Genomic DNA, 14875 nt, shown 5'->3' with positions numbered 1-14875 from the left:
CCTTCATCGTGATCGGCGTGCTGGCCGTGTTCGGGCTGCTGCCCGGCACCCACGCGGTCGGCACCAGCACGGGGCGTTCGGTCCGCCGTCCGGCTGGTGTGGTCATGGTGCGTTCCTCGGGGAGAGTCTGTGCGCGGCTGCGCCGCTGACCGGCTGTTTCCGCTCTCCGGTCGGGTACGGAACGCCCGGTTCCGGTACGGATCTTCACGGTCAACCCCCGGGGCGGGTGGTCGGCGACCGAAGGAACAGGAGATGATGGTGACTTGGCGTCTTGGAGCCGGGCGCCGGGCGCGCGGGCGATGCCCCCGGGTTGTGCCCGCGCGGGCCGATGCGCCGTCACTTCGACCGGCAGCAGTACGCGGGCCAGCAACACATGGGGGAGCGCACCGATGACCCAGGCGCAGGAGTCCACGGGCCGGCTGCTGGCCGGCCGGTACCGGCTCAACGCGGTGCTCGGCAGCGGCGGCATGGGCACGGTCTGGCGGGCCGAGGACGAGATGCTCGGCCGGATCGTCGCCGTGAAGGAACTGCGCATGCACGGCGGGGTGGACGAGGAGGAGAAGCACCGCCTGATCGTCCGTACCCTGCGGGAGGCCAAGGCAACCGCCCGGATCCGGCACACCGCCGCCGTCACCGTCTTCGACGTGGTCGAGGAGGACGAGCGGCCCTGGATCGTGATGGAGCTGGTCGAGTCCCGCTCGCTGGCCGAGGTCATCAAGGAGGACGGGCCGGTCACCCCGGTCCGGGCCGCCGAGATCGCGCTCGACCTGCTCGGCGTGCTGGGCGCCGCCCACAGCCACGGGATCCTGCACCGCGACGTCAAGCCGTCCAACGTGCTGATCGGCGAGGACGGCCGGGTGGTCCTCACCGACTTCGGCATCGCCAGCGTGGAGGGCGACACCTCGATCACCTCCACCGGCATGCTGGTCGGCGCCCCCTCGTACATCTCGCCGGAGCGGGCCAAGGGGCACAAGCCCGGCCCGCCGGCCGACCTCTGGTCGCTGGGCGGCACGCTGTACGCGATGGTCGAGGGCAAGCCGCCGTACGACCGGGGCTCGGCGCTCGCCACCCTGACCGCCGTGATGACCGAGGACCTGCCCGCCTCCGAGAAGGCCGGGCCGCTGTGGCCGGTGATCGAGGGGCTGCTGGAGAAGGACCCGGCGCTGCGGCTGGACGCCTCCGAGACCCGCTCGATGCTCAAGCGGATCGTCGCGGCGGGCGTGAGCCGGGCCGAGGCGACCACCCAGCAGGCGGTGCCGGTCAAGGGCGCTGACGAGGCGTCCGCGGCGAAGAGCGGGCCGAAGGGCGACCCGAAGGTCGCGGCGGAGCCCGGGCCGGTGCCGGGGCCCGCCCCGAAGGCCGCGGCCGCGGCGGGGACGGCGGCGGCGCGTTCGACCGCGAAGGCCGACGCGCCGGAGCCCGCCGCGAAGAAGGCGGCGGCGAAGAAGGCGGTGGCGAAGCCGGAGCCCGCGCCCCGGCCCGCCGCGAAGCCGGAACCCGCGCCGAAGCCCGCCGCCGCGCCCGCCGCGGCGATGGGCCTGCTCGGCACCGTCCGGGTGGGCAGCCGGGCCGCCGCCGAGCCCGCGCCGATCCCGGCGCCGCCGCTCACCGTGCCCACGCCCCCGGCCGCCCCGGCCACCGAGGTGCGGCCGACCGTCCCCGCCCCCGCCCGGGACCGCCGCAAGCTGGGGCTGGCGGCCGGCGCGCTGGTGTTCGTGCTGGCGCTGATAGCCGTGGTGGCCCTGGCGATGCACGGCGGCGGCAAGAACACGGCCAGCACGCCCGGTGCGAGCGGCCCGGGGACGGCCTCGGCCGGCGACCCGGCCGCCGCCGGGGCCGCCCAGAGCCCCGCCGCCGGCGGACAGCAGTCCGCCGCCGCCCCGCCGGCCACCTCCCCCTCCGCCGCCGCCTCGTCCGCGGCCTCGGGCGCCGGTGCGCAGAACCCCGGTGCGGCGGGGGCCACGGCCTCCGGCAACACCACCGGCACCACGGGCACCACCGGCACGACCGGCACCTCGGGGACCACGGCCGGCAACGCGGCCGTCCCGGCCCCGCCGGCCGGCTACACGACCTACCACGACCCGTCCGGCTTCAGCATCAACCTGCCCAGCTGGTTGACCGACCAGGGTCCGGACTACGACGCGACCAGCCGCCAGTTCAAGGGCAACGGCGTGAAGCTGATGGTCGACTGGACCCAGCCCGCCCACGGCAGTGCCTACGACGACTGGGTCAGCAGCGAGAACGACGGCAACGGCGGCTCCAACTACCAGCGGGTGCAGCTGAAGCAGATCACCTACCGGCAGTGGACCAACGCCGCCGACTGGGAGTGGACCTTCGGCAGCAAGACCCGGATGCACTCGCTCAACCGGGGCTTCGTCACCGGCAACGGCAAGTACGGGTACGCCCTGTACTGGACGACGCCCGACGCGGACTGGGACTCCCCGGCCAACGCCGACGCCCGCAAGGTCGGCTTCGAGAGCTTCCAGCCTGCGCCGTGATCGGGGCTCCGCACCGTACCGTGGGTGTTCCTGGCGGAAGCGCCCGCCGCGCGCAACCGCCGCCGGCGGCCCGCCGTCCTTGAGGAGGGGCCGGCGGCGGCCCGTCCGCCCGTGTCCTCTCTCGACGCCGCCCACGGCCGGGCCACGTACCCTGACCGGTACGAGCAGCCAGACCCCTTTCTGAGGAACATCCATGCGAGCGGCTCCGGGGCAGTTGGTGGCGGGGCGGTACCGGGTGACGGACCGTCCGGGGATCGGCGCGGCCGCGCAGGACCTGCGGACCGGGGGCCAGGTGCTGCTGCACGCGCTTGACCTGCCGGAGCTGCTGATCCCCGGTCAGCCGGGCGCCGAGCCGGACCCGCAGTACGGCGCGCTGGTCGCCGACCGGGTGGCGGCCGCGGTGGCCTCGGCCCCGCACCACCCGCGGCTGCTGGCCGACGTGGAGGTGGTCGCCGAACGCGACACCCTCTGGGTCGCCGAGGAGCGTCCACCGGGTGTGCGGCTGTCCGAGCTGGCGGTGGACGGGCCGGTGCCGCCGTACCGGGTGGCGGAGCTGGCGGCCGACCTGGCCGGCGCGCTGCGGGCCGTGCACGAGGCCGGGCTCTCGCACGGCAACGTGACCGCGGAGTCGGTGCTGGTCTGCGAGGACGGCGCCGCGCTGCTCGGCGGCCTGCTGCTCGGGATGGCCGAGGAGACGCTGTGCTCGGCGCTGGGCGGCCCGGTGCCGCGCCGGGTGTATGAGGCGCGGGCGGTCCTGCTCGGGCCGCGCGCCGAACGCTGGCCGCCGGACGCCGGGCCCGCGGCGGACTGCTGGGCGCTCGGGGTGCTGCTGTTCCGGCTGCTCACGGGGTACGGCCCGTACCCGGAGGACGATCTGCCGACCCTGCTGGCCGCGGTCCGGGACGGCCGCCCGCACCCCGCGGACGGCTGCGGGCCGCTGCGTCCGCTGGTCGAGCGGCTGCTGGCGGCCGACCCGGCCGGCCGGCCGCTCGCGGTCGACGTCCAGACCGAGGTGCGGGAGCTGCTGGCGGGCGCACCCGAACCGTTCGGGCCCGGACTGCTCGCCGCCGCGCCGCTGCTGCCGGTGCGCCGCCCGGACGGTCCGGTGGAGCCGTACCGGCGCGGCGGCCGCCGCGCCGCGCGCGGGTCGCGGGCCGGGGAGCCGGGCACCGAGCTGATGAAACGTCACCGCCCCTCCCGGATACGGCCGTCGCTGATCGGCCCGCTGCTGGTGGGCGGAGTGCTGGTGGCGCTGGTCGCGGCGCTCGCCGCGGTGGTGCTGGCGGCCGGCTGACCGCACCGCGGTCGGGAATCGGTCAGGTGGCCGGGCTGGCATCCTGGCCCTGGTGCAGTGCGCCTAGGCTTGGCCCGGAAGATGTCCGGACGGTGAGTCCGGGGCGCGCCGGGACCTCCGTCGGAGTGACGGTGGGCGGAGGAGGGGGAGCGGTCGCCATGGGCGGACAGGACAAGGCAGCGGGACTGGACGCGGGCCGGCTGCTGGCGGGCCGGTACGCGCTGGGGGAGCGCCTGGGCCGGGGCGGGATGGGCACGGTCTGGCGCGCCCGGGACGAGATGCTGGACCGCGACGTCGCGGTCAAGGAGCTCACCGTCAGCCACCTGTCCGAGGAGGACCTGGAGATCCTGCAGACCCGGATGAAGCGGGAGGCGCGGGCCGCCGCCCGGATCAAGCACCCGGGCGTGATCACCATCCATGACGTGCTGGAGCAGGACGGCCGGCCCTGGATCGTGATGGAGCTGGTCGACGGCCGCTCGCTGGCCGACGTGATCAGCCAGGACGGTGAGCTGCGTCCGCAGGAGGCCGCCGAGGTCGGTGTGCAGGTGCTGGCCGCGCTGCACCGCGGACACCAGCTCGGGGTGCTGCACCGGGACGTCAAGCCGGCCAACGTGCTGCTGGAGCACAACACCGGCCGGGTGGTGCTGCTGGACTTCGGGATCGCCAAGTTCGAGGGCGCCGGCGTGGTCGAGCTGACCCGCCCCGGCGACCTGGTCGGCTCGCCCGACTACCTGGCCCCCGAGCGGGCCCAGGGCGAGCGCCCCGGCCCGGCCTCCGACCTGTGGGCGCTGGGCGCCACGCTGTGGGCGGCGGTGGAGGGCACCTCGCCGTTCCGCCGGGATTCGCCGCTGAGCACGCTGACCGCGGTGGTCGAGGAGGAGCTGCCGGAGCCGGCCAGGGCCGGCGCGCTCGGTCCGGTGCTGGCCGCGCTGCTCGCCAAGGACCCGGCCCGGCGGCCGGGCGCCGACGAGGCGATGCAGCTGCTGAACGAGGTGGTGGCGGGCCACACGGTGGGTCTGAGAGCCAAGGCCGCCGAGCGGCAGCCGACCACCAGCGTGCCCGTGGTCGACCGGACCGACGGCGCGCCGGACCACGCCGCCGGGGCCGTCCCGGCCGGGCGGACCGCGCCGACCGTCCCGACCGTGCCCGTGGGCGCCGAGCCCGCGCCGGGCGGACCCGCCCCCGCGGGGCGGCCCCGCCGGCGTGCCCTGCGGCTGGCGCTGATCGGCCTGGTGACGGCGCTGCTGGTGGGCGGCGGCGCGTACGCCGTGCTGGACCACGTGGGCGGGGGCGCCGCGACGCCGTCCGGCCCGGAGGCGTCGGCGACCGGCCTGGCGGCCCCGGACCCGGCGCCGAGCGGCTACCAGTGGGTGGACGACCCGGCCGGGTTCCGGTTCCTGCTGCCCACCACCGGCGGCACCTGGGTGCGCAGCACCGACAAGACCGAGATCTACTACAGCCCGGACAACAAGGTGCACTACCTGCAGTTCGCGGTCACGGTGGGCCAGTCGCTGAGCCCGGTGCAGCACTTCCAGGAGATGGAGCAGAGCATCCAGAAGAACCGCCAGGGCTACCGGCGCGAGCAGCTGGCGGAGATCAAGGTGAACGGCTTCCCGGGCTCGGTCTGGGAGTTCAGCTACACCAACGCGGACAACTCGGGGACCCGCCGGTACCTGAAGGAGGCCGAGTTCAAGGCCGCCGACGGCACCTCGTACGACGTCCTGGTGGCCGCGCCCGACAAGGACCGCACCGAGGCGCAGCAGCGCTTCACGATCGTGCTGAACCACTTCGCGGTGCTGCGCTGAGGCCGTCCGGGCCGAGTCGATCTTGAAGTCTCCGTCGCAGACAGTTTCCTGTTACCGGCGGGTACCTATCTGGCCGTGCAGGCCCTAGGCTGCGCACATGACGGACATCACCGCAGACGGACAGACCGGCTCCGGCACCGGGGCCGGGCGCAACCCCGCCGCGCCCGGTGGCGCACGCACGGTCGCCTCGGCGGTCACGCCCGCCGTGGTGGCCCGGCTGGCCGCGGGGATCACCACCACCGGCGAGCCCGAGACGGTGCACACCACCGCGCCGCTCACCGGCGACCGGCTGGCGAGCCTCCCGCAGTCCACCCCGGCCGACGTCGAGGCCGCCTACCGGCTGGCCCGCAGGGCCCAGCAGGCCTGGGCCGCGCTGCCGGTCCGCCGCCGCGCCGCCGTCCTGCTGCGCTTCCACGACCTGCTGCTGCGCCGCCAGGACGAGGTGCTCGACCTCATCCAGGCGGAGACCGGCAAGGCCCGGCTGCACGCCTTCGAGGAGGTGCTGGCCGTCGCGATGGCGGCCCGGCACTACGGCCGCAAGGCGCCCTCGTACCTGCGTGACAAGCACCGCTCCGGGGCCGTCCCGGTGCTCACCCGTACGGTCGAGGCCCGCCGGCCCAAGGGCGTGGTCGGGCAGATCTCACCGTGGAACTACCCGTTCGAGCTCTCCGTCGGCGACGCCCTGCCCGCCTTCGTGGCCGGCAACGCGGTGGTCAACAAGCCCGACACGCAGACCGCGCTGACCGCGCTGTGGGCCCGCGAGCTGCTGATCGAGGCCGGTCTGCCGGCCGACTGCTGGCAGATCGTGATCGGCGACGGCCCGGTGATCGGCCCGGCCGTGGTCGAGCACGCGGACTACGTCTCGTTCACCGGCTCCACCCGCACCGGCCGCCAGGTCGCCCAGCAGGCCGCCGCCCGGCTGGTCGGCGCCTCGCTGGAGCTCGGCGGCAAGAACGCCATGCTGGTGCTGGCCGACGCGGACATCGAGAAGGCCGCCGAGGGCGCGGTGCGGGCCTGCTTCTCCTCGGCCGGCCAGCTGTGCATCTCGATCGAGCGGCTGTTCGTGCACCGCTCGGTCGCCGACCGCTTCCTGGCCCGCTTCGCCGAGCGCACCCGCGCGCTGCGGCTCGGCGGCGGCCTCGCGTACGGCGCCGACATGGGCTCGCTGGTCTCCGACCGGCAGCTGGAGACCGTCACCCGGCACATCGAGGAGGCCGTCAAGGCCGGCGCCACCGTGGTGGCCGGCGGACAGGCCCGCCCGGACCTCGGCCCGCTGTTCCACGAGCCGACCATCCTGGACGGCGTCACCGAGTCGATGGCCGTCTGCGCCGAGGAGACCTTCGGCCCGGTGGTCTCGGTCTACCGCTTCGACACCGAGGACGAGGCCGTCGCCGCCGCCAACGCCACCCCCTACGGCCTCAACTCCAGCGTCTGGACCAAGGACCTGCGCCGGGGCCGGGCGGTCGCGGCCCGGCTGCACACCGGCACGGTCAACGTCAACGAGGCCTACGCGGCCGCGTACGGCTCGGTCTCCTCGCCGATGGGCGGCATGGGCGACTCCGGCCTCGGCCGGCGGCACGGCTCCGAGGGCATCCTGCGCTACACCGAGGCGCAGACCATCGCGACCCAGACCGTGCTGCCGCTGGCACCCTCGATGGGCCTGGACGACGCGAAGTTCGCGGCCCTGTTCACCACCGGCCTGAAGGCGATGAAGGCGCTGCGCCTCAAGTAGCCGCGCCCGCACCAGCGGCCCGAGGAGCCCCCCGGGGCTCCCGCCCGGGCACCCCCATGACGTTTCGAAGGAGCAGCGGCAGATGGCGGACAGCGACGGACTCGACTACGACGTGGTCGTGGTCGGCTCGGGCTTCGGCGGCTCGGTCGCCGCACTCCGGCTGACCGAGAAGGGCTACCGGGTCGCGGTGCTGGAGGCCGGCCGCCGGTTCCGCCGCGACGAGCTGCCGAAGAACTCCTGGGACACCCGCAACTACCTGTGGGCCCCGGCGCTCGGCCTGTACGGCATCCAGCGGATCCACCTGCTGGCCAACGTGCTGGTGCTCGGCGGCGCGGGCGTCGGCGGCGGCTCGCTGAACTACGCCAACACCCTGTACGTCCCGCCGAAGGCGTTCTTCGAGGACCGCCAGTGGCAGCACATCACCGACTGGGAGCAGGAGCTCGCGCCCTTCTACGACCAGGCGCAGCGGATGCTCGGGGTCCGCACCAACCCGACCGTGACGCCCTCCGACGTCCACCTGAAGGCCGCCGCCGAGAAGATGGGCGTCGGCGACACCTTCCACCTGGCCCCGGTCGGGGTGTTCTTCGGTGACGGCAACGACGGCGACGGCAGCGCCAAGGCCGCACCGGGCGGCGAGGTCGACGACCCGTACTTCGGCGGCGCCGGCCCGCGGCGCAAGGCCTGCACCGAGTGCGGCGAGTGCATGACCGGCTGCCGGCACGGCGCCAAGAACACCCTGGTGGAGAACTACCTGCACCTCGCCGAACGCGGCGGCGCCGAGATCCACCCGCTCACCACCGTCGCCCGGATCCGCGAACTCCCCGACGCCGAGGGCTTCGCGGTGGACGTCCGCCGCACCGACTCGCGCTCCAAGGACCCGGTGAAGGCCGGCGCCCGGACCATCCGGTGCGCCCGGGTGGTGGTCGCGGCCGGCACCTACGGCACCCAGACCCTGCTGCACCGGATGCGCGACGGCGGCCACCTGCCCGGCCTGTCCGCCAAGCTCGGCGAGCTGACCCGGACCAACTCCGAGGCCATCGTCGGCGCGTCCACCACCGACCGGCGCTACGGCGAGAAGGTCGACTTCACCAAGGGCGTGGCGATCACCTCCTCGATCCACCCCGACGGCAACACCCACATCGAGCCGGTCCGCTACGGCAAGGGCTCCAACGCGATGGGCGCCCTCAGCGTCCAGCAGGTCCCCGGCGCCGGGCGCGGCCCGCGCTGGCTGCGCTACGCCGTCACCGCCGCCCGGCACCCGGTGATCTTCGCCCAGTCGATGAACCAGCACCGCTGGTCGGAGAAGACCATCATCGCCCTGGTGATGCAGTCGCTGGACAACTCGCTGACCGTCTCGCTCAAGAAGTCCGGCCTCGGCAAGGGCAAGCTGACCTCCCGCCAGGGCCACGGGGTGCCCAACCCGACCTGGATCCCGGCGGCCGAGGCGAGCGCCCGGGCGCTCGCCGAGTCGATCAACGGCTTCGCCGGCAGCACCGCCAGCGAGATCTTCGACATCCCGCTGACCGCGCACTTCATCGGCGGCTGCGCCATCGCCGACTCCCCGCAGCACGGCGTCGTCGACCCGTACCACCGGCTCTTCGGCCACCCCGGGATCAGCGTGGTGGACGGCTCCACCATCTCCGCCAACCTGGGCGTCAACCCTTCGCTCACCATTACCGCGCAGGCCGAGCGGGCGCTGTCGATGTGGCCCAACAAGGGCGAGCCGGACGGCCGCCCGGCCCAGGACGAGCCCTACCGGCGGGTGCCGGCCGTCGCCCCGGTCCGGCCCGCCGTCCCCGCGGGGGCCTTCGCCGAACTGCTGCTGCCGGTGCCCGCGGTGCCCGCCCGCAAGACCGCCGAGCAGGCGGTCCCGGAAGCCGCCGAGGAGGCCGTCCCGGATGCCTCCCCCGAGGCCGGGGAGGACGGCTCCGGGCTCGGCTGAGCGGCGCCCGAACCCGGTTGACACCGTCTCACGGCCGGTGGGATAAACGGGCTTCGGGCGACATACCAGGGGGAACTGCGTGGCGATCTGCACGTCCTGTGGAGCAGGGTCCGCGGACGGCGCGCAGCGCTGCGCCGCCTGCGACCGACCGTTCGGCGCACCGGCGGTCTCCGCCATCAGCGAGGTGACCGAGGTCGGGGGCTCCGGCGCGTACGCGGGCCTGGCCGCCGACCCCGGTTTCACGGCCGCGCCCCCGCCCGGCGGCCCGCCGCCGCTCGGCCACTGGGGCCGCGGGGTGCCGTACGACCCGCGGGCGGGCCGCCCCGAGCTGCTGCGCCGGCTGGTGAGCGCGGACTGGCTGCCGGCCCTGCGCGCGGTGGCGCCGCCCACCGCGGTGCTGCTGCTGGTGCCCCTGCTGATCGCGCTGCCCGGGCACTGGATCCGCGGCGGCTTCCCGTTCGGCAACCGCTTCGGCGCCGCGCTGGGCCTCACCATGGCGGGCTTCGGCGCGCCGCTGACGCTTGCCGGGCGCTCCGGCGGCGCCACCTACATCTCCGACCTCCGGCTGCTGCCGATGACCGTCACGGTGCTCTGGGCGGCCGCGCTCTGGCTCGGCCTGCGGCCCGCCCGGCGGTTCTGGCGGGCCCGTGGCGGCGGCGTGCTGACGGCCCGCACGGCGCTGCTGGAGTCGGCCCGGGTGGCCGCCCTGGCCGGACTGGCCGCCCTGCTGCTGGGCCTGGCGGCCGGCACCAGGACGGGCGCACCGCCCCAGCGGTACCTGGACGATCTGATCGGCGACGACGCCCGGGGGGTCGGGCTCGCCCTGACCGCGGACCAGACCATGACCGTCGGCTGGCTGCAGTCGACGGCCTGGACGGTGCTCGCGGCCGGCCTGATCGCCCTGCTGGTGTACGGCGCCGACGCGCTGAACCGGGCGGCCGCGACCACGCCGGTGCTGCGCGGCTGGCCGGCCGCGGCCCGGATCGCGGGCCGGACGGCGGCGCTCTCGACCGCGCTGGCCTCGGCGGCCGCCACCGTGGTGGTGCTCGCCTGGGACGGCCTGCCGTCCGATCCGGTCTGGCTGCTGCTGATCCCCAACGGGGGTCTGGCACTGCTCGGTTTCGGCTCCGGGGCGACCCTGCACGCGGTGGCCACGGCCGGGTACGAGGGCATGGGCGAGTTCGAGCCGTTCCGGATCTCGCTCTTCGACCTGCACGGCGCCACCGGGAACTGGCGCTGGGCGCTACTGCTCGCGCTGGTCCCGGTCTGCCTGCTCGGGTGGACCGCCCACCGGCACCGGCTCGGCCTGCTGGACCGGATCCGGCTGGCCGTGGTGTACGCGGTGCTGGTCAGCGTGCCGATGCTGCTGGCCGGCCTGACCACGGGCTTCCGGGTGGAGTCCGCCAGGCCCGCCGCCGGCGGGCCCAGCCTGTCCCCGGAGGGCCTCGCCATGCGCGTCGGCAGCGAGAGCACCCTCGCCCTGGTCGTGCTCACCGTGCTGGTGGCCAACCTGCTGTGGGCGGCCTTCGGCGCGCTGGCGCTACCCCCGCTGCTCACCGCCGCCCGCGGCCGGCCCGCCGGGCCCGCGGACCAGCCGCAGCAGCCGTGGGAGCCGCAGGCCGCGCAGCCGGGCGCGCAGCCGGGTGCACCGCAGGAGGTGGCGGACGCTCCGCTGCTCGTGGTCGTCCCCGCGCAGCCGGACCGCCCGCCGGTCGTGCCGCCGTCGTACGCCCCCGAGGTGCTCGACTCGCACGAGGCGTACCGGCGGCCCACCGGCGCCTGAGCCGGAGCACCCCGGCCGGACAGGGCAAAGGGCCCCGCGGGGGAACGGGGCCCTTTGTCGCTCAGCACACGGCGTCAGGGCGGCACCGGTGCTGGGTTGACGGCGCCGGGGGAAGAGCGCCGTCGGGTCGGATGGTTCGTGGGCGGCGCCGGCGCGCCTGCGCGGGTGGGCAGGGCGGGCGGCGCACGGGCGCGGGGCAGGGCCCGTCCTCACGGAGCGTGATCCGCGGACCGGTGCCGCCGCAGGGCGGACGAGGGCTGCGGGCCGCCGGCCCGCCACCGTCGTCCACGGTGTCCGGGCCAACCCCCACAACCAGCATCGTGCTGGACGGAGGCCCTACTGTGCAACCGATTCGACACAGTTCGGCACAGTCCAATTTCGGGCGGCACCGCGCGCCGGGGCCGCCGGGAGGCCGTCGTGCGGGGCCGGTGGGGCGGCCGGGGGACCGAGCCGTCGACTACTCTGCGTAGTAGTTGCAAGCAGGGGGCGCACAGGGGAGTGCGCCGGGGCGGATGAGCCGCCGAGAGGGCGGCGGGCGGCGCCGGGCGTCCCCGGGTACCGTTCCGCCGCCCCCTTGCCGGTCAGCCGTGGCCGGGTCGCTGTCCCCTGCTGTTCCGGCCACTGCACCGGCGTGCGGTCCCACGGCGGGCCGGGCCCGCCACGCGCGCCGGTGGACTGGAGATGAGTTCCACGCGTGGTCCTGCCGACCGTGCGGGCACCGCCGCACCTGGGGGGTGCGCCGCGCCCGGGCGGTCGTCGGGTGCAACGATCCGCCGGCCGCGGTGGTCACGGCGGGGCCCGGCGGCAAGCGGGTGAACCGGGAGCGTTCGGGCCGCCCGGTAGACTCGGGGGCATACCCCCGCCCGTCGCCGTCGCCACCCTGTCAGGGGCGTGTGGCGCGCGACACCTTCTGATACCCATGCCGGAAGGCCGTCCGTGTCATCTGCTCTTCCCGACCAGTCCGTTGCCGAGAACGACACCGTCCTGGTGGTCGACTTCGGCGCCCAGTACGCCCAGCTCATCGCCCGCCGGGTGCGTGAGGCCAGGGTCTACAGCGAGATCGTGCCGAGCACCATGCCGGTGGCCGAGATGCTCGCCAAGAACCCCAAGGCGATCATCCTGTCCGGCGGCCCTTCGTCGGTCTACGAAGAGGGTGCCCCGCGGCTCGACCGCGCGATCTTCGAGGCCGGGGTCCCGGTCTTCGGCATGTGCTACGGCTTCCAGCTGATGGCGATCACCCTCGGCGGCACCGTCGACAACAGCGGCGCCCGCGAGTACGGCCGCACCCCGCTGCACGTCAGCCGCAGCGGCTCGACCCTCTTCGAGGGCACCCCCGCCGAGCAGTCGGTGTGGATGTCGCACGGCGACGCCTGCTCGGCCGCGCCCGAGGGCTTCACCGTCACCGCCTCCACCGACGTGGTCCCGGTCGCCGCCTTCGAGGACGACGAGCGCCGCCTGTACGGCGTCCAGTACCACCCCGAGGTGCTGCACTCCACGCACGGCCAGCAGATCCTGGAGCACTTCCTGTACCGCGGCGCGGGCATCGCGCCGAGCTGGACCACCGTCAACGTGGTCGACGAGCAGGTCGCGCTGATCCGCGAGCAGGTCGGCGACAAGCGCGCCATCTGCGGCCTGTCCGGCGGGGTGGACTCCGCGGTCGCCGCGGCCCTGGTGCAGCGCGCCATCGGTGACCGGCTGACCTGCGTGTACGTCGACCACGGTCTGATGCGCAAGGGCGAGACCGAGCAGGTCGAGAAGGACTTCGTGGCCGCGACCGGCGTCAAGCTCAAGGTCGTGGACGCCGAGGAGCGCTTCCTGGACGCGCTGAAGGGCGTCAGCGACCCGGAGGAGAAGCGCAAGATCATCGGCCGGGAGTTCATCCGGGTCTTCGAGCAGGCCCAGGCCGAGATCATCGCCGACGAGGGCCCCGCGGTGGAGTTCCTGGTCCAGGGCACCCTGTACCCGGACGTGGTGGAGTCCGGCGGCGGCACCGGCACCGCCAACATCAAGTCCCACCACAACGTCGGCGGCCTGCCCGAGGACCTCGAGTTCCAGCTCGTCGAGCCGCTGCGCAAGCTGTTCAAGGACGAGGTCCGGATGGTCGGCCAGGAGCTCGGCCTGCCGGAGGAGATCGTCCAGCGCCAGCCGTTCCCCGGCCCGGGCCTCGGCATCCGGATCGTCGGCGAGGTCACCAAGGAGCGCCTGGACCTGCTGCGCGACGCCGACGCCATCGCCCGCGAGGAGCTCACCCTGGCCGGCCTGGACCGCGAGATCTGGCAGTGCCCGGTGGTGCTGCTGGCCGATGTCCGCAGCGTCGGCGTGCAGGGCGACGGCCGCACCTACGGCCACCCGATCGTGCTGCGCCCGGTCTCCTCCGAGGACGCCATGACCGCGGATTGGTCGCGCCTGCCGTACGAGGTGCTGGCCAAGATCTCGACCCGGATCACCAACGAGGTCAAGGACGTCAACCGGGTGGTGCTGGACTGCACCAGCAAGCCCCCGGGCACCATCGAGTGGGAGTAATCTCCCGCTGAGCTGAACGGCCGCGCCGCTGCTTCCGTACGTATGGGAGTGGCGGCGCGGCCGTCTGTCGAGGGGCCTGCCGCGGAACACGTGCAACAGCGGGCAGAATCGGACCGAACCTGTCAGTAGTTGGCGGGAAATGAGCGAGAGGCATCGGCATGACGGCGGGGCATGGCGGACCGGAACAGTCGGGCAGACCGGCACAGCTGACCCGGTGGAAGGAGGCCGGCACACGCTACGCGACGCTGCCACTGCGCCTCTTCCTGGGCGTGACCTTCGTGTACGCGGCCTTCGACAAGCTCTCCGACGCCCACTACCTGGCGGGCGCGGGCGATCCGGCCTCGTTCCTGGCGCAGACCGAGGCCGTCCGGGCCGCCAGCCCGATCGGCTGGGCGCTCGGCCCCGCCGTGCACGCGCCCACCGTCTTCGCGCTGCTGATCGCCTTCGGTGAGCTGGCCGTCGGCCTCGGCACGCTGGCCGGCCTCTGGGGGCGGCTCGCCGCGGCCGGCGGCGCGCTGATCAGCCTGACCCTCTGGCTCACCGTCAGCTGGAACGTCTCGCCGTACTACTACGGCAACGACCTCGCCTACCTGATGGCCTGGACCCCGCTGGTGCTGGCCGGCACCCCGCTCTTCTCGATCGACGGCTACCTCGCCGCCCGGGCCCGCCGCGACCGCGCCCGCGGCCTGGACGAGAACGCCGTCCGCCGCCGGGCACTGCTGGACGGCGGGATCGCCGCCGTCGCGATCGGCGGCGCCGGACTGCTGTCGGGTTCGCTCACCGCGACCTTCGGCCGCGACCGCAAGCCCGTCCCCTCCGCCACCCCGGTCCAGAGCCCCGGGGCCGCCACCGGCGCGCCGGGCGGTGCCACGGCTCCCGGCTCCGGTTCGGGTGCCAAGGTCACCGTCGCCGCCGCGGCCGTCCCGGTCGGCGGCTCGGCCCAGGTCAAGGACCCGGCCAGCGGCGACGCGGTCTACATCGTGCAGCCCACCGCCGGGCAGTACTGCGGCTTCTCCTCGGTCTGCACCCACTCCGGCTGCGCCGTCGACGCCCCCAAGAACGGGCAGATGTACTGCCCCTGCCACGGCTCGCGGTTCAACGCCGCCACCGGCGCCGTGGTCAACGGCCCGGCCACCAAGCCGCTGCCGAAGTACAGCGTCACCAAGAACGGCGACCAGCTGGAGCTCGGCCCCGTCCAGAGCTGAGCGCGACGCGAGCGGGGACGGGCGGCCGACCGGCCGCTAACGTACCGCTCACCGCTATCCTCGCGCTGAAAAGCACCCTGGAGGCCGGCAACC

Annotated in this window: 8 protein-coding genes; all 8 read left to right on the top strand. The window is 74.8% G+C overall.

The window, feature by feature from the left end:
• Positions 1-389: 389 nt before the first annotated feature.
• The 8 genes from AB0D08_RS37330 (at position 390) to AB0D08_RS37295 (ending at position 14782) form a co-directional block, all read left to right on the top strand.
• Complete coding sequence (locus tag AB0D08_RS37330; RefSeq protein WP_359894787.1) at positions 390-2498, top strand: serine/threonine-protein kinase; 2109 nt, start codon at positions 390-392, stop codon at positions 2496-2498.
• A 193-nt stretch (positions 2499-2691) separates the two neighbouring features.
• Positions 2692-3792: a hypothetical protein gene (locus AB0D08_RS37325; RefSeq protein WP_149038356.1), complete on the top strand. Its 1101-nt coding sequence runs from the start codon at positions 2692-2694 to the stop codon at positions 3790-3792.
• A 158-nt stretch (positions 3793-3950) separates the two neighbouring features.
• Positions 3951-5597 (top strand): serine/threonine-protein kinase, encoded by a 1647-nt coding sequence (locus tag AB0D08_RS37320; RefSeq protein WP_359894785.1) that lies wholly within the window; start codon positions 3951-3953, stop codon positions 5595-5597.
• 97 nt (positions 5598-5694) lie between these two features.
• A complete protein-coding gene (locus AB0D08_RS37315) occupies positions 5695-7329 on the top strand; it encodes a succinic semialdehyde dehydrogenase (RefSeq protein ID WP_359894783.1) in 1635 nt (544 codons plus the stop codon).
• Between the two features lie 82 nt (positions 7330-7411).
• The gene (locus AB0D08_RS37310; RefSeq protein ID WP_359894781.1) at positions 7412-9271 is read left to right on the top strand and encodes a GMC family oxidoreductase; all 1860 of its coding nucleotides are present in this window, start codon (positions 7412-7414) and stop codon (positions 9269-9271) included.
• Positions 9272-9350: 79 nt separating this feature from the next.
• Positions 9351-11054: a hypothetical protein gene (locus AB0D08_RS37305; RefSeq protein ID WP_359894780.1), complete on the top strand. Its 1704-nt coding sequence runs from the start codon at positions 9351-9353 to the stop codon at positions 11052-11054.
• Between the two features lie 936 nt (positions 11055-11990).
• Entirely contained in the window at positions 11991-13577 is a 1587-nt protein-coding gene (gene guaA, locus AB0D08_RS37300; protein ID WP_359894779.1) for a glutamine-hydrolyzing GMP synthase, read from the top strand.
• Positions 13578-13735: 158 nt separating this feature from the next.
• The gene (locus tag AB0D08_RS37295; RefSeq protein WP_359894777.1) at positions 13736-14782 is read left to right on the top strand and encodes a Rieske 2Fe-2S domain-containing protein; all 1047 of its coding nucleotides are present in this window, start codon (positions 13736-13738) and stop codon (positions 14780-14782) included.
• The last annotated feature ends 93 nt before the right edge of the window (positions 14783-14875 follow it).

Source organism: Kitasatospora sp. NPDC048540 (assembly GCF_040651175.1).
Classification (GTDB): Bacteria; Actinomycetota; Actinomycetes; order Streptomycetales; family Streptomycetaceae; genus Kitasatospora.
The sequence above is the reverse complement of the archived record's forward strand: the minus strand, read 5'-3'. Positions and strand labels throughout refer to the sequence as shown.